The 15093-nt window shown below is 60.9% G+C and carries 17 protein-coding genes and 3 pseudogenes; 15 read left to right on the top strand and 5 right to left on the bottom strand.

Annotated features, from left to right (window positions below; genetic code table 11):
- Nucleotides 1-152 precede the first annotated feature (152 nt).
- The 8 genes and pseudogenes from ACUCV3_RS23695 (at nucleotide 153) to ACUCV3_RS23660 (ending at nucleotide 6146) form a co-directional block, all read left to right on the top strand.
- On the top strand, nucleotides 153-1154 hold the full coding sequence (locus ACUCV3_RS23695; protein WP_025548219.1) for a dihydrodipicolinate synthase family protein: 1002 nt from the start codon (nucleotides 153-155) through the stop codon (nucleotides 1152-1154).
- 10 nt (nucleotides 1155-1164) lie between these two features.
- Nucleotides 1165-2340 (top strand): aromatic ring-hydroxylating oxygenase subunit alpha, encoded by a 1176-nt coding sequence (locus ACUCV3_RS23690; protein WP_037508651.1) that lies wholly within the window; start codon nucleotides 1165-1167, stop codon nucleotides 2338-2340.
- Nucleotides 2337-2834 (top strand): aromatic-ring-hydroxylating dioxygenase subunit beta, encoded by a 498-nt coding sequence (locus ACUCV3_RS23685; protein WP_037508646.1) that lies wholly within the window; start codon nucleotides 2337-2339, stop codon nucleotides 2832-2834. The genes ACUCV3_RS23690 and ACUCV3_RS23685 overlap by 4 nt, the downstream gene beginning before the upstream one ends.
- Before the next feature lie 50 nt (nucleotides 2835-2884).
- Nucleotides 2885-3298: pseudogene (locus tag ACUCV3_RS23680) on the top strand (aldehyde dehydrogenase family protein); the annotation flags it as partial.
- A 19-nt stretch (nucleotides 3299-3317) separates the two neighbouring features.
- Nucleotides 3318-3683, top strand: a complete 366-nt coding sequence (locus ACUCV3_RS23675) for an aldehyde dehydrogenase family protein (RefSeq protein ID WP_037508640.1) — start codon at nucleotides 3318-3320, stop codon at nucleotides 3681-3683.
- A gap of 45 nt (nucleotides 3684-3728) precedes the next feature.
- Nucleotides 3729-5108: an OmpP1/FadL family transporter gene (locus ACUCV3_RS23670; RefSeq protein WP_086494298.1), complete on the top strand. Its 1380-nt coding sequence runs from the start codon at nucleotides 3729-3731 to the stop codon at nucleotides 5106-5108.
- Between the two features lie 209 nt (nucleotides 5109-5317).
- On the top strand, nucleotides 5318-5719 hold the full coding sequence (locus ACUCV3_RS23665; protein WP_325414929.1) for a fatty acid desaturase: 402 nt from the start codon (nucleotides 5318-5320) through the stop codon (nucleotides 5717-5719).
- Nucleotides 5720-5963: 244 nt separating this feature from the next.
- A complete protein-coding gene (locus ACUCV3_RS23660) occupies nucleotides 5964-6146 on the top strand; it encodes a transposase (protein WP_325414928.1) in 183 nt (60 codons plus the stop codon).
- Between the two features lie 77 nt (nucleotides 6147-6223).
- Here the strand turns inward: ACUCV3_RS23660 and ACUCV3_RS23655 are convergent.
- Nucleotides 6224-6601, bottom strand: a pseudogene (locus ACUCV3_RS23655) (replication initiator protein A); the annotation flags it as partial.
- 317 nt (nucleotides 6602-6918) lie between these two features.
- On the opposite strand from ACUCV3_RS23655, the gene ACUCV3_RS23650 reads away from it, so the two are divergent.
- From ACUCV3_RS23650 to ACUCV3_RS23620, 7 genes are all read left to right on the top strand, one after another.
- Nucleotides 6919-7509, top strand: a complete 591-nt coding sequence (locus ACUCV3_RS23650) for a recombinase family protein (RefSeq protein WP_037508635.1) — start codon at nucleotides 6919-6921, stop codon at nucleotides 7507-7509.
- Between the two features lie 167 nt (nucleotides 7510-7676).
- The gene (locus tag ACUCV3_RS23645; protein ID WP_037508634.1) at nucleotides 7677-8309 is read left to right on the top strand and encodes a sigma-70 family RNA polymerase sigma factor; all 633 of its coding nucleotides are present in this window, start codon (nucleotides 7677-7679) and stop codon (nucleotides 8307-8309) included.
- A gap of 142 nt (nucleotides 8310-8451) precedes the next feature.
- Nucleotides 8452-9603, top strand: coding sequence for an MlaE family ABC transporter permease (locus ACUCV3_RS23640; protein ID WP_080727003.1), 1152 nt, complete (start codon nucleotides 8452-8454; stop codon nucleotides 9601-9603).
- Complete coding sequence (locus ACUCV3_RS23635) at nucleotides 9600-10388, top strand: ABC transporter ATP-binding protein (protein WP_037508633.1); 789 nt, start codon at nucleotides 9600-9602, stop codon at nucleotides 10386-10388. Before ACUCV3_RS23640 ends, ACUCV3_RS23635 begins: the two co-directional genes overlap by 4 nt.
- On the top strand, nucleotides 10388-11323 hold the full coding sequence (locus ACUCV3_RS23630; RefSeq protein ID WP_037508624.1) for an MlaD family protein: 936 nt from the start codon (nucleotides 10388-10390) through the stop codon (nucleotides 11321-11323). Before ACUCV3_RS23635 ends, ACUCV3_RS23630 begins: the two co-directional genes overlap by 1 nt.
- Complete coding sequence (locus ACUCV3_RS23625; protein ID WP_037508623.1) at nucleotides 11320-11958, top strand: ABC-type transport auxiliary lipoprotein family protein; 639 nt, start codon at nucleotides 11320-11322, stop codon at nucleotides 11956-11958. Before ACUCV3_RS23630 ends, ACUCV3_RS23625 begins: the two co-directional genes overlap by 4 nt.
- Before the next feature lie 68 nt (nucleotides 11959-12026).
- Entirely contained in the window at nucleotides 12027-12650 is a 624-nt protein-coding gene (locus tag ACUCV3_RS23620; protein WP_379511687.1) for a hypothetical protein, read from the top strand.
- 81 nt (nucleotides 12651-12731) lie between these two features.
- On the opposite strand, the pseudogene ACUCV3_RS23615 reads toward ACUCV3_RS23620, so the two are convergent.
- The 4 genes and pseudogenes from ACUCV3_RS23615 to ACUCV3_RS23600 form a co-directional block, all read right to left on the bottom strand.
- Nucleotides 12732-13375: pseudogene (locus ACUCV3_RS23615) on the bottom strand (Tn3 family transposase); the annotation flags it as partial.
- Nucleotides 13376-13610: 235 nt separating this feature from the next.
- A complete protein-coding gene (locus ACUCV3_RS23610) occupies nucleotides 13611-14075 on the bottom strand; it encodes a DUF4126 family protein (RefSeq protein ID WP_037508620.1) in 465 nt (154 codons plus the stop codon).
- Between the two features lie 31 nt (nucleotides 14076-14106).
- Nucleotides 14107-14592 (bottom strand): MarR family winged helix-turn-helix transcriptional regulator, encoded by a 486-nt coding sequence (locus tag ACUCV3_RS23605; protein WP_080727000.1) that lies wholly within the window; start codon nucleotides 14590-14592, stop codon nucleotides 14107-14109.
- The gene (locus tag ACUCV3_RS23600) at nucleotides 14589-15014 is read right to left on the bottom strand and encodes an organic hydroperoxide resistance protein (RefSeq protein ID WP_037508618.1); all 426 of its coding nucleotides are present in this window, start codon (nucleotides 15012-15014) and stop codon (nucleotides 14589-14591) included. The genes ACUCV3_RS23605 and ACUCV3_RS23600 overlap by 4 nt, the downstream gene beginning before the upstream one ends.
- Nucleotides 15015-15093 lie beyond the last annotated feature (79 nt).

Genomic DNA, 15093 nt, shown 5'->3' with positions numbered 1-15093 from the left:
CCCCAGCGAACGAGACCTATTCGATCTTCGGCAATTCCTGCCATTAGCGGCAAGAGCCCGATATTAGGACTTGAAGTGACATAAGGAAAAGCATTACACAATAGCGAACGTCCCGCTCGAGGCGGGCAATTTCCATTGGGAGAGTATGAGTCATGGCCAAACCGTTGTTGAGCGCCGCCGATGTCAAGGGCGCTTGGGCAATCATTCCGACCCCGTCCAAGGATAACGCGTCGGACTGGCGTGCGACCAAGACCGTCGATCTCGATGAAACTGCTCGCGTGGTCAACGGGCTGATCGATGCCGGGATCGACGGCATCCTGAGCATGGGAACGCTGGGCGAAGCCGCGACCATGACCCATGACGAAAAGCTGGATTTCATGCGTGCGCTGATCGACGCGGCGGCCGGTCGGGTTCCGGTTTTCGTCGGCACGACCTGCATCAACACCCGCGATACGGTGGCGCTGACGCGGGAAGCGCTCGCGCTCGGTGCCGACGGCACGATGCTTGGCGTGCCGATGTGGTGCGCGCCTAGCCTCGACGTCGCTGTCCAGTTTTACAAGGACGTTGCCGAAGCCGTGCCGGAAATGAACATCGCGATCTACGCGAACCCGGAAGCCTTCAAATTCGATTTCCCGCGTCCGTTCTGGGCTCAAGTGGCTGAAATTCCGCAGGTCGTGACCGCCAAATATATCGGCGTCGCCAACCTCTTGCCCGATCTGGCCGCGATCCGGGGCCGGATCAAGCTGCTGCCGATCGACTTCGACTATTATGGCGCGGCGCGGATGGATGATTCGGTCGACGCTTTCTGGTCGAGCGGAGCGGTCTGCCACCCGCTGGTGACGACCACCCTGCGCGACCTGGTCGCCCAGGCCCGCGCAAGCGGCGACTGGAGTGCGGCCAAGGCGTTCATGGGCCGCCTCGGCCCGACCGCAGCCCCCTTGTTCCCGAACGGCAGCTTCAAGGAATTCTCGACCTACAATATTGCGCTTGAAAAGGCGCGGATGGACGCCGGTGGCTGGATGAAGGCCGGGCCTGTACGTCCGCCCTACCATCTCTGTCCGGAGCCCTATCTGGCGGGAGCGCGCAAGTCCGGTCAGATGTGGGCCGAACTGGGCAAAGCGCTCGAAGCCGAAGCATTGGGGGCTGCTGCCTAGGAGGATTGCGATGAGCGAAATTGGCTTGACCTGGCCCAAGAACTTCAACGAGGTTCCGAAGGCGGCGTTCACCCGCAAGGATATTTACGCCGAAGAGATGAAGCGCATCTTTTTCGGGCAGGAATGGCACCCGGTCGCGCATGAAAGCGAGTTGCCCAATCCAGGCGATTTCAAGACCTTCCGCTTGGCCGGCGTTCCGCTGCTGATCGCCCGCGACAGGGAAGGCGTCGTGCGGGTGTTTTACAACGCCTGTTCGCATCGCGGCAACCAGCTCGAAACCGCGGTGATGGGGAACAAGACCGAATTCGAATGCCCCTATCACCGCTGGCTGTTCGATGCGAAGGGCGATCTGGTCGGTTGCCCCAACCATCGCGATTTTCTGCCCGGCTTCGACAAGTCCGACTATCCCCTGGCGCAGCCCCGGTTCGACAGTTTCTATGGCCTGATTTTCGTGACCCTTTCGGCTGAAACCGAAACGTTGACGGAGTTCCTCGGCGCGTCGCAGAACACCTTGCGCGAACTTCTCGGCGGGGACGGCAGGCTCAAGCTGCTGGGCTATCAGAAGGTGCGCTACGACAGCAACTGGAAGTCATATACCGACAACGACGGCTACCATGCGCCATTGCTCCACCAGGCATTCAAGATGCTCAATTGGCAAGGCGGCAAGGGACGTCAGTTCACCGCGACGAAACATGGCCACATCTGTTTCGAATCGGCGCTGTCGGTGGTCAGCGGCCCCACAGTGCTCAAGGATGCTTCGCTGATCGCCTTCAAGGGGCAGGACCCTGCGGTCGGCTCGCGCATCGTTTCGCTCTTCCCGACCTTCGTTTCGACTAAGCATCTCGATGTCATCAATTTGCGCTTCGCAACCCCGGTCGATGAAGAGACGGTCGAGGTCCACTACGCCTATTTCGCGCACCAGGACGACGATGAGGACATGGTCCTCCATCGTCTGCGGCAAAGCTCCAACCTGCTGGGACCCTGCGGCCTGATCAGCATGGAGGACGCATCGATCTTCCATCGCATCCATATTGGCAACCATACGCCCGGCAATGCGATTTTCCAGAAGGGCGTGCACGACCAGTCGAAGCTGGAGTCGGAGTTCCTCCAGAACGACGAGAGCGGCAATCTTCCCCGTTGGGAATATTACCGATCGGTGATGGGTTTTGAGAGGGCCGAGGCATGATGCAAACCGACACCACGCTCGAATCCGCGCTCGACGCCCTTTTGATGGCCGATGCAAGCGCGCTCGATAGCAAGGACATGATGGGCTGGCTCGCTAACTATTCCGAGGAAGACGAGGCCTCCTATATCTGCCGTGCCGCCGAAAATTCGGAAAATGGTCTCGCCCTGGGGTTCATGTACGACGATTGCCGATCCCGGCTCGAGGATCGCGTCACTTTCGTGAACGATATCTGGGTCGGTACGTTCCAGGACTATCGCACCCGTCACTTCGTCCAGCGCGTCGCGTATCAACGCGCCGATGCCTCTACTATCTCGATGCGATCGAATTTCTCGCTCTTCATGACGCCCACCGATAGCGGCATCACCCAAGTCCTGGCTGCGGGTCAATATCTTGATACCATCCGTTTGGAAAAAGCCGGTGCGTTGAAGCTGCTGTCCAGACGGGCCGAGCTCGATACGTCCGTTCTGCCCCGGTATCTGGTATATCCGATTTGATATCGGCTGCTGAACATTGCTGAAAGCGCCAGCCATGGTTGGAATTCTCAATGGATAGCAAAGTGCCGATGATCGGCGCCCATGCGCGCCTTGTCGCGCCTGCAGCACTCGACGCGTACAGGGAGCAACCTCGTGGTTTCAGGGGCAATATGGCAGTAGCTATCGTGCGCAGTTTTCCGATCGTCTGCTGGATGAGAGCGCGGACCAGAACGTCAAGATTATGGATGCAGTGGGGGCCAGACCTGCAGTTGTCCGGTGGAATGCCTACACGAGGTGTGGGCCGGTCAGCGTGGTGGGCCATTACGCCTTGGGAACTATCCACTGGCGCTCGGTTCCTGGAAGATTGCTTCGGCGCTGGCCCCGGATGCACCGTGGTCGTCAAGCCTTCCGAGCTGACCCCGCTCAGCACGATGCGCCTGGCCGAGCTGTGCCTCGAGGCGGGCCTGCCCGCGGGCGACCTTAACATCGTCAACGGCTATGGCCATGAAGCGGGCGAGGCGCTCGCCAGCCACCCGGGGTGTCGACAAGATCACCTTCACCGGATCGACCGCTGTCGGCAAGAAGATCGTCGAATATTCGCTGGGCGACATGAAGCGGGTCACGCTCGAGCTTGGCGGCAAGTCGCCGAGAATCGTGTTTGACGATGCCGATCTCGATCAAGTGGGGCTGGGCGCCGTACTGGCGATGTTCTTCAATTCGGGCCAAATCTGCTTCGCGGCCATCCGGCTGTTCGTCCAGGACAGCGTCTACGACAAGGTGGTCGATGCGGCCATTACCGGGCTGACCCACCATGGCATTTCGGTCGACGACATTCACTACGACAAGTTCACAGACAGCAGGGATCAATAGGCCGCGATCGTCAGCATAGGCGACGCGCAAGAAGGGAGACGGGGAATGAAAAGCAAGTTAGTATTGGCATCGGGTTTCTGCATGGCGCTGTTCTGGTCCGGCAGCGCTCATGCCACAGATGGCTTCAATTTCATCGGCTATGGCCCGACGTCGATCGCGATGGGCGGAACCGGCGCGGCCTACGACATCGGCCCGGCCGGCATGATGATCAATCCCGCAACGCTCGCGCTGATGCCGGACGGATGCGACGGCCAGATCGGTGGCGACATCATCACCAGCAATCTCAAGATCCGGAATACCGCAACGGGCGAGGTCGCGCATTCCAACAGCGAGGGCACCAATAACGGGCCCTATTATGCGCCGGAGGTCGCCTTCGTCTGCCGGAAGGGGCGATACACGCTGGGCATCGGCTCCTTCGCGGCAGCCGGCGTTGGAACCCAATATGCCGCGGACAGCTTTCTGTCGCGCACCGTCACCAATACCACCGACACGGGCCTGCGAAACTTCTCTCGCATGCTGACGCTGCGGATTCCGGTTTCAGCCGCCTACCAGGTGACGGACAGGCTTGCGGTCGGCGGCTCGCTGGACGTGGTCTGGACCTCGATGAACGTGGGGCTGCTCCTCGACACATCACAGATCGGGACGCTCGCCGCCCAACAGCGCCTGTCCGGGTCGCTGGTGCCGACCCTGCTCGGCATTCCCCAGCTCTCGGGTGGCTATTTGAACTTCACCAACCACAGCATCGTCGGCGGAGCGGCCGAGGGTTGGGGCATCGGCGGCAAGCTCGGCGCGACCTATCAGGTATCGCGCAGAACGCGGTTGGGCATCGTCTATAGTTTTAAGACCTCGGTCAGCGATCTCACCGGCCACTCGACGCTTACCGCGGTGAGTGCGGTGGCCGGCAACATCCCGCTCAGCGGGAAGGTGCGGGTGCGCGATTTCCAGGGCCCCGCGCAATTCACGGCGGGCGTGTTCCATGAGTTCTCGGACAGGCTCTCCGTGGCGGTCGACTATCAGCGCGTGTTCTGGGGAAGCGCGATGAAGAATGTCTCGGTGGGTTTCAAGGACGACGCTTCGGGCGCCGACATCAATCTGTCCTTTCCGACCAACTACCGGGACACCAATGTGGTCGGCGTGGGTGTGCAATATCGACTGACCCCGCGCTTCGCGGTGCGGGGCGGCTTTCACTATGCGGACGAGCCCACCCCGGGCCACGGGGTGTTGGCGATCATCCCGTCCACACCGACCACCAACATCACGGGCGGCGGTTCCTGGGCGCTCGGCAAGAACAGTGCCCTCGATTTCGCTTTGACCTATGCCTTTCCCAAGAGCGTGTCCAATGACGGGCCTCCCAACACGGCCGCGCCGATCGAAGCGACGCATAGCCAGATCGCGGCCTCGATCGCCTTCCGGAAGCACTTCTGAGAGTCCTCTCTGATTGGGGCTGTTGAAGTCAACTCCTGTCGGCTTTTCCGGTTCATCGCACGGGTCACGCGCTTCTCTTCGCGGTCGGCGCTGTGGCCGCCGCATGATGGGGTCAGGAGAGCAAGGCGTCTCAATCTGTTTCACGACCTTGCGGGGATTGGCGCTGCAGGTTGGGGGCTCTCAACGAGATCACCTCGCCCATCGTCCCCGTGGACGATCCGGATTTCGCCCTCTCGGGCAAAAATTTGTTCTGCGTATGCCTCAGATCCTTCTTTCAGGGTTATGCCGCCAACGCGGCAGGCTCCTTGCCGAAGCGGAACTCGGTGGCATCGGCCCACTTGCGATGCAGGCCCTATATGGCGACGACCATGCGGTTCGGGCTCGAATGGCTGCTGACCCCCCTGCTGGTCTATCAGAACTATCACCTGATCCATCACCTTTATCCGGAGATACCCTTCTACCGGATGCACAAGGCCTATTACCTGCGCTACGATGAGATCAACGCGCAGGACATTCCGCGGCAGACTGCATTTGGGCTGGCACCGGAAAATATCGAATCGCACCGGGCATTCCGGCGGATGAAGGATGCGATAGCGGTTCCTGCCGAGTAGGAACGACTCTAGACAGCGTAGTTTTAAGGCGGCGCTATATCAACTTTGCCGGCCGCATGGTGTTCATAGTCAACAAGCTTCCGATCATGCTGGTAAATCTCGGTGGCGCACCCAGCTCGTCACCGTGGCAATTGTGGCCCGCTCGAGTTTGGCTTGTCCGTAAGCGGAGCCCTGACCCCACCTTGCGGTCGTAGGAAGCAGCGCCGAGTCTCCGCGCCCTGACGGACTGGGGTGCGCTGCTACTATGATGATCACGAGTGATGATCCTGTGAGCAAGGGCGCGCAGCGGTTTGAGGTATTCACGGGCGCGGGCAAGCGACGGGACTGGCCGCCTGAGGTAAAGGCCTCGATTGTCGCCGAGTGTTACGTAGGTGAAGGTGTCAGCGCCGTCGCGCGCCGTCACGGGTTGGATCCGTCGCAAGTCTAGGCCTGGCGACGGGATTTGCGGAAGCAGTTCGAGGCTGACGGTCGTCTTCCGGCAACACCTCGTTCGGAAGCGCCGGTCTTCGTGCCCTGTAGCCGTTCCAGCGCGTCCGACAGGCGCGTATAGGAGCGGGCCGAGCCGTTGACGCCGGTGACGTGGAATAGGTCGTGAGCGGTAAAATAGAAGTCCTGGGAGACGTCCACGCCGGCCTCCAGCTTCGCCACCATGAGGCTCGCGATGTAAAGCAACACCTCTTTGTCGTAGATCGTCGCAACGCCCTTCGCGGTGGCGACGATCTCGATCGAAACCGCGTCGGTCTTGTAGGCGAGCGGCTTGGTCCACTTACCCTTGCCCAACGCAAAGAACGGGAACGCCATCAGCGACCGTTCGCCGCGAACCTCCTTCAACAGCGGGCTATCGAGCGAAAACAGGTCGCCCTGTTGGATAGGCAAGCTCATGTGGTCCGCAGCCCCATCGGGTTCCGGCCGGTTGTCGAAAGCACGAAGATTAGGGCTGCTGCCCGGTGGCGCTCCCCTGTGATGGCCGATTTTACGGTCAAAGTTCGTGCTTTCGATAACCGGACGACGGCGTTGGCATCGCCATTCGTGCTTTCGGAAACCGACGGACGGGACAGCCCCCGCGGCCTTCTCACAAACGATCGATTATGAAGCGGGACCATGTGAGAAAGCATAGCAGGCGTGCAGCACGTATCAAAACACTTTCTCGATTGAGCTGGCTCGTGATAGGTGCGGACGGTAAGTTTTGAGAATAACCCATGCTGATTGGCTACGCCCGCGTCTCGACGCCCGAACAGGATCTAACACCTCAGCTCGACGCGCTCCGCGCGGTGGGTTGCGAGCGTACATTCACCGACAAGGCTAGTGGGTCCAATGCCAATCGTGCCGGCCTAGCTGAAGCCCTCTCGCATGCGCGCTCCGGCGACATACTGGTAATCTGGAAACTGGATCGGCTAGGTCGAACATCCAAGGGATTAATCGATCTCTCAATCGAGCTGGAGATGCGCGACATTGGTCTGCGCTCGATAACCGACGGTATCGACACGTCAGGAACGGCTGGCAAGTTCGTGTTCCGCATTCTCGCTGCATTAGCTGAAATGGAGCGTGATCTCATTCGCGAGCGCACTACAGCCGCACTGATAGCCGCAAGGCGCGAGGGGAGGGTCGGTGGGAGAAAGACAGTGATGACCTCCAAGCGTATTGAAGCAGCTCGAAGGCTGTTCGCGTCGGGGATGACGGTGCGCGAAGTCGCGCCGGCAATCGGCGTATCGGTCCCTACGCTCTACCGGCATTTTCCGGCGTCTGCGCAGGATGCAATCGGCGCGGAGAAGAAAGGCGACGATGCCTAAAAGAGATCTTTGCCGATCTTCGGCCGTATCAATCTTACTCTATAGCGGGCACAGCTCCGATCGCCCGGGACGGGACGAACCGGGCTCGAAGCATTCTAGCCGGCAACATTCCCGCCTTGCGTACCCTATATCACCTGAGGGCAGGAAAAGCCTGTCCGGAGAACAAGATGCCGCCCGAGGTGCCCGTCCATGCTTCCCCAGTCGCCATGCCCGACGATCATTTCGGAGCGGCACTGATCGAGCAGACGGCCGCGCTCAGCGCTTATGCCCGGCGGCTGACCGCGGGCGGTGCGGACGCCGACGACCTCTTGCAGGATACCCTGCTACGCTGCTGGAGCGCGCGGGCCAGCTTCGCGGCCGGGACGAGCCTGATTGCCTGGGCTCGAACCGTGATGAAGAACAACTTCCTCACCGGTCGTCGTCGCGCCCGCTTTCAGGCGGACCTTCCCGAGGAGGCGCGCGACCGGATGCTGAAGGTGGACGAGACCCAGAGCCTCGCCATCTGGCTGCGGGATGCGGATTGGGCGCTCGGCGAACTGCCGCCCCATCAGCGCGAGGCGGTGCTGCTGGCGAGCCAGGGCGCGTCGATCGAAGAGGCCGCGATGCGGCTCGGCGTTACCACAGGAACGGTCAAAAGTCGCATAGCGCGGGGCCGCACTCGGCTGCGCGCGCTCATCGAGGAGCGATCGACGCCGCTGTTGGCGGACAGAGACGGCCGGGACGAGGCCGCACCAGCGGCCGATCGGTCTGCCAGACCGAGAAAGAAGAAACGGGACTGGCGGGGCGTAAAGATCGGATAACTCTGTTTGTTGACATGGGGGAGGGCGGGGGATCTTTAAAGATTTTAGGCGACAAGGACATGACGACATGATTAGTTCCATAAGTTGCTCATTCTGGGCTTGTTCCTCGATGATTAGCGTTTAGGGGAGATATCGGTTTTTGATGAGCGTGCCGGGCCACAACCCCCCCTTTGAAGTCGGCGTCGAGTCCGCACGTTACGAGCTGCGCCAGTCTGGCGAAGGGCTCTGCCTTGCGATTGGCGGCGACTGGACCGCATTCGGACTGGGCAACCTGCCAACGGAAATCATGCGGTCGCTCACCGAAGGTTCCCGGCCCAAAGCGCTGGACGTTCAGAGCCTCGGTCACGTGGACAGTGCGGGTGCCTTGGCACTCGTCGAAGCGCTCGGCTCAACAGCGCCGCTGGAGGCCAGTGATCGTCAGGATCTTCGCCGGCTCGCGGATCTGGTGGGCGCACCGTCCGAAGCCCGCCAGGTTACCGAGCCCGCAGCCTCCGCCATTAACACGTTCTTTGCTCGTATCGGCAGGCAGGTTGAAAGATTCATAGGCCAAATCTGGGCGGTGATGGATTTCCAAGGGCGCCTGGTTGTCGCGCTAGGCCGGCACCTCAGGAACCCGAAGCGCTTGCGCCTGACACCGCTTTTCAGCGTGATGGAGCAGGCGGGCATCAATGCAATTCCGATCGTGATGATGATGTGCTTCTTCATCGGTGCGATCGTGGCGCTTGTCGGCGCCAACCTGCTTTCGACGTTTGGCGTTTCCGCCTTCACCGTGGAGCTGGTCGGCGTAGCCATCTTGCGAGAGTTCGGGGCGGTCATCGCCGCAATCCTGTTTGCCGGCCGGTCCGCTTCTGCTTTCGCGGCGGAGATCGGCGCAATGCGCATGAACCAGGAAGTCGATGCGATGAAGGTTATGGGCGTTGACGAATTCGACGCCCTCGTTGTGCCGAGGGTCCTTGCCGCGCTTCTGATGGTTCCGATCCTGACCTTCTGTGGCGACATCGGCGGCATCCTGGGCGGACTGCTGGTCAGCTGGGCTACGATGGACATCAGCCCGGTCTTCTTTCTCGAACGCACAGTCGACACCGTGAGCTTGACGCATTTCTGGATCGGGCTCGTCAAGGCGCCCTTTTTCGCCTTGGTGATCGCCGCCGCGGGATGCGGCAAGGGACTTGCGGTCAGCGGCGATACGGAAAGTCTCGGCAGGGGTGTCACCTCCGCCGTCGTCCAGTCGATTTTCCTGATCATCATGTTTGACGCGATCTTCGCCGTGATCTTCATGGAGCTTGATCTGTGACCGGCGATGCGCCCGATCGTGGAAGCGCAGCGCCGCCGATCCGCGTCACCGGTCTGCGAACGGAGTTCGGCGACACGCTTATTCACGACGATTTGAATCTCGACGTGAAGGCGGGGGAAATCCTCGGGCTCGTCGGCGGATCGGGATCAGGCAAGTCGGTTCTGCTAAATACGATACTCGGACTAAAGACGCCCGATGCTGGTAAAGTCGAACTGTTCGGCCATGACATTCAGGAGGGGGGCGAGCGCGACGAAGTCGAGCGGCGGATCGGGGTCCTTTTCCAGAACGGAGCGCTGTTCTCGGCTCTGACCGTGCAGGAGAATGTCGAGGCGCCGTTCCTCGAGCACTCAGACCTGCCGATGGAACTTGTTGGAAAGCTGGCTGCGCTCAAGATCAAATTGGCAGGACTACCCGAAGACGCCGGTGCGAAGAAGCCGGCGGAGCTGTCGGGCGGAATGAGAAAACGGGCCGGAATCGCGCGAGCGATCGCGCTCGATCCAGCGCTGCTCTTTCTGGATGAGCCGACTTCCGGTCTCGATCCGATTGCCGCAAATGAGTTCGACGAGTTGATCCGGACCCTGCGTGACGCACTTGGCCTCACCGTTTTCCTGATCACCCATGATCTCGATACGCTCCATGCAATCTGCGACCGGGTCGCCGTCCTCGCCGAAAGGAAGGTCATTGCCGTCGCGCCTGTGGAAGATCTCGAACGGTCGGAACATCCATGGGTAAGAGACTTTTTCCAGGGGCCGCGCGGGCGCGCCGCGCAAAGGACTTATAACTGATGGAGCGTCACGCCCACTACGCCTTGGTTGGTGTAATTTCGACAATCGTCTTCATTGCGGCTGCCGCCTTCGTGATCTGGCTCGGCAGTCTGCAAATCAACCGGAAGGTCGATGATTATCGGATCCTCTTTCGCGGACCCGTCCGAGGCCTGAGCGAGGGCGGGGAAGTCCAGTTCAACGGAATCAAGGTAGGCCAGATCGAACGGATCGATCTGGACCCACGCGACCCCAATCGGGTCATCACCGATATTCAGATCAAGGCTGGAACGCCGGTGCGCGATGATTCGGTCGCCACTCTCGAAAGCGAGGGCATTTCCGGCGTAAGCATAGTCCAGATCAGCGCCGGCACACCCAGTCGTCCTTTGTTGAATAAGGTCTCGAAGGAGGAGCGCCCCGTCATCCGTAGCAAGGGCAATGCGCTCTCGTCACTCCTGCAGGGGGGCGGACAACTGATCCAGAAGGCTGCGGATGCGCTTGACCGCGTCAACCGTGTACTGTCCGACCGAACAATCGCCAATGCCGAGAAAACATTTCAGAACGTCCGGGAAACCTCAGACGCGCTCGTCGAGAACCGCGCAATGTTTGATCGTGCAAGTTCGGCACTGGCCAAGCTAGACCTTGCCGCGACGGACATCCAGGACGCGGCGCGATCCGTGCGCACCATCGCCAACGGCGACGGGCGCCAGGCCTTCTCCGACATTTCCGATGCTGCCGCTGAACTAAAGCTCGGGATCCGCGACGCGCGCGGAGTCATCGCAAAGCTGGACACGCAGAGCAGCGCTATCGGGACGACAACCTTGCCTAACATCAACGCAACAATGCTAGAGCTCCAGGAAACAGCGAAATCACTGGATGGCCTGATACGCGACGTGCGGCGCGATCCGCGCGCCACGCTGACAAAGGGCTCTGGCAAGGAACTGGAGTTACCACGGTGAACCGGATCGGGAAAATCGCTCCCTTGGGCCTCGCCTTGCTGCTCGGCGGTTGTGTGGGCTCACTGCTCGGCGGCGGGAAGCCCGACAATCTTTTTCGGCTGGAAACCGCTCTTGATCCGCCTGTACAGCAAGCATCCGCCCCCGCTACCCGCAGGGGTGTCATTTTCCTGCCGATCGACTTCGCAGCCGAGGCACGAAGCGATCGGATTCTTGTCAGCCGCGGGGCTGAAACCTTGTACCTCAAGGATGCCCGGTGGGTCACTCCGGCGCCGGACATGCTGGCTGGACTGGCAAGAACCGTGTTCGCCGCGCAGGCATCCGAAATTCTGCTGACGACACCGCGCCAGGCAGCCGGCGTCGATTATGCTCTTCAGCTATCGGTCGATCGGTTCGAGGCCGTTTACGCACCCGCAGCGGGTAAAAAGGACCCGCCGGTCGTGCGCGTGGAGGGCGAGGCGCGCCTGTTCCGCATGAGCGACCGGACGGTGGTGGCGACCCGCCGCTTCGAGGCCGATGCTCCGGCGCAGGACAACCGGGTGAGTGCGATCGTCTCGGCGTTCAGCGTGGCCACGGATCAATATCTCGTCCAGCTCGTCGAATGGACGAGGGTCCGTACTCAATCAAGCAGTCCGTAGTGACGTAAATTGTGCCCGAGTTTTTCTCGGGCGTTTTGCCCCGAAAACTTGAATGGAAGTGCCAAGCTATGATTATTGGTACGGAGATTTCAAACTGCCATGGTAATTTGATTGCAACGTTCAAACGCCTATTGCGTTACGTGCGCATGCTATCACGTATTCCCAAACTGGCGCTTATGGCCATTTTAGTTCTTCCAGCAACCGCTCAGGCTCAAGAAGTGCGTCCAACGACCCCATCCACGGAGGAGGACAAGAGGCCCGTTGCTAACACCTTGAACAAGGCGGGCGACATCGCGACCCAGCCAGTGCGCGACGTGGGCGCCAAAAAACGCGAAATACCTCCCGTTTTAGAACGCGCTGCTCAAGACCCATATGCGACTACTGGGGCGCGTACATGCTCCCAGATCAGCGCTTCCATGGCCGAACTCGGCGAGGTCCTTGGCCCAGACTATGTGCCGGGACATGGCACGAAGGAAAATCGCGCTGGCAAGCTCGCCGAAGCCGGCGGTAAGACGGTCGTGAACGCGCTCATCCCGTTTCGCGGGCTAGTTCGGGAGGTGAGCGGGGCGGCACCGGCAGAACGCCGCTACAATGCCGCGCTGGACGCGGGACTTGTCAGGCGCGGCTTTCTTCGCGGACTGGCCGTTGCACGCGGTTGCAAACTGACTACCGCTCGGCCGATAAAGGGATGATAAAGTTGGATACCTCCATTTTAGAGGGCATAGCGTGGATGGTACGCTAAACAACGCTTAGGGCGAACAATCAGCGAACGTTCAGGCGACGCGGCTATCGGGCGGCAGATTGAGGACCTTGCGGCCAGCGGAAGCGGCGGCGTCCATGTAGATCGTGTTCCAATGACGATCGCGGCGATGACCAGGTTGAGGCCGGATGCCCGATATTGTTGCGCCTCATGGCTGCGGTCGATGATACGGCCCTGGCGGAAGGTGTAGATCGCCTGCGTCAGGGCATGGCGTTGTTCGCTGTTGTTGAGGCCGGGATGGCATCGCCGACGCAGATCGGGGTTTTCGAGCCAGTCGAGCATGAACAGCGTCCGCTCGATCTTGCCGATTTCCTGTAGCGCGACGTCGAGCTGGTTCTGCCGCTCATAGGCGGCGAGCTTCGGGAGCATGATCGATGGGGCGACGTGGCCGGCCTTGATCGATCCTACGAGGCGCAGCACGTCATCCCATTGCTCGCCGATGATGTCGGTGCGGATACGCTTGCCCAACAGCGGGGTGATGGACGGATAGGCCGTGACCGGCGCGATCGGCGCGAGCCGTCTGTCGGGAAAGTCGCGCAAGCGCGGGCAGAAACGAAATCCCAGCATGGCGCACAGGGCGAAGACATGATCGGTCGCCCCGCTGGTGTCGGTGTAATGCTCGGCGATTTTCAGTTCGGTGCCGTGGCTGGTGAGGCCGGCCTCAGACCCGGTTCTTGCGCTCGATCGGCAGCAAGTCTTGGGCTAAAGACGGTGATGCGGCGCGTGAAGTCGCGCCGGCGATCGGCGTGTCGATACCTACACTCTACCGACATATTCCGGCGTCGGCGCAGAATGGGATCGGCGCGGAGGGAGAAGGGGATGAATCCCAGCAATGAAGTATTGGGCGAGGCCCTTGGTCTTCTCGATCTGACGCTAAGCCCAGTAGGAACGATCAAGCCTGATGCGAGACCAGGGAAGGATTGCTAACGGCTAAGCCGCTGCCGAAGACGATCGCATCCTCGACAAAGCCGGTGCCGGTCTGGCCAAAACGCCGCATGGACCACCTGCGCGCCGCAAGGCCGGCGTGGGAGGACGCCAGCGCTGCGCCAACTGCAATAACAGCACCCAACACGCGCTTGTCGCGCGGCGCCAGCGCAGCACCCGCGTAGGCTGCGGTGACACTGCGAACGGCCAGACCGATGGGCACCGTACGATCGGGCGCTGTCTTCATCTTGTCGCCCGCCATCTCGGCTGCCGCCATGACAGCAGTGCCGGCGGCGATGATCGGGTTCAGCATCAATTCCTGGAGCGGAAGGTGGGGCGCGATCTCCTGCCGGCGGGTGGCCGTGGCAATCACGGCCAGCGGGGTCATGCCGCGCTGACCCGCCACCAGACCGATAAGGAAGGAACGTAGCATCTGACTTCTCCAACAAGGAACGAGGAGTTTTTCAAGCGGCCTTTGACCCTCGGGAACGCGTGCTATGCTGCGCCAGGATGGAAACCAGATCGCGCACGCTCTCGCGCAGCGCATCGACGCCCTCAGCGTTGTAGCCGTTCGCCATAGTCTCAGGAACGTGCAAGGCTTGGCTCCGAAGCGTCTCGCCCCGTTCCGTCAGCGTGACCAAAACGCGCCGCTCATCGTTCGGGTCGCGGGCGCGGGAAAGCAAACCCGCACCCTCCATCCGCTTAAGCAGCGGGGTCAGCGTGCCGCTGTCGAGATAGAGTCGTGCACCCAGAGCCCCTATCGTCTGCGGCTGCTGTTCCCACAACACCAGCATGACGAGATATTGTGGATAGGTGAGATTCAACTTCCTCAACACCGGGCCATAGAGGCGGCCCAACAGATTGGTCGCTGCATAGAGCGGGAAGCAGATTTGGCGGTCGAGCAGGAGCGGATCTTCCTCCAACCCCAAGGTCAGCCGCGCGTCGCTCACCGCGTGGTCACGTCGAGTTGAACGTCGATATTGCCTTTCACCGCGTTCGAATAGGGACAGACGGCATGAGCAGCCTGAACGATCTTCTCGGCTGCCGCCTGATCGACGCCCGTGATCGCAATGCCAAGCGTTACGGCGAGCCTGAAGCCACCCCGGTCGTCGGGGAGCAGCCCCACTTCGCCGGTCACCTCGACGTCCTCGTCGCGAACCCTGTCGGCCTGCACACGGGTCACATGAATGACCGCATTCTCGAAGCACGCGGCATAGCCGGCCGCGAAGAGCTGTTCGGGGTTGGTGGCACCGCCTTTGCCGCCAAGTTCCTTTGGCATCGCCAGTTGCAGATCGAGGATACCGTCTTCGCTGCGAACGGTCCCGCTGCGTCCTCCGATAGCCGTGACCTTGGTAGTGTAGAGATGGCCCATAGGTTCTCCTGCCAGATTTGCGATTCCTATTGCTGGCGATTTAATCGCGCGCAAGGCATTATCGTTGGCAGCGACGCTA

Source organism: Sphingobium sp. VMM (assembly GCF_056790315.1).
This window is presented reverse-complemented; position numbering and strand designations above follow the sequence as displayed.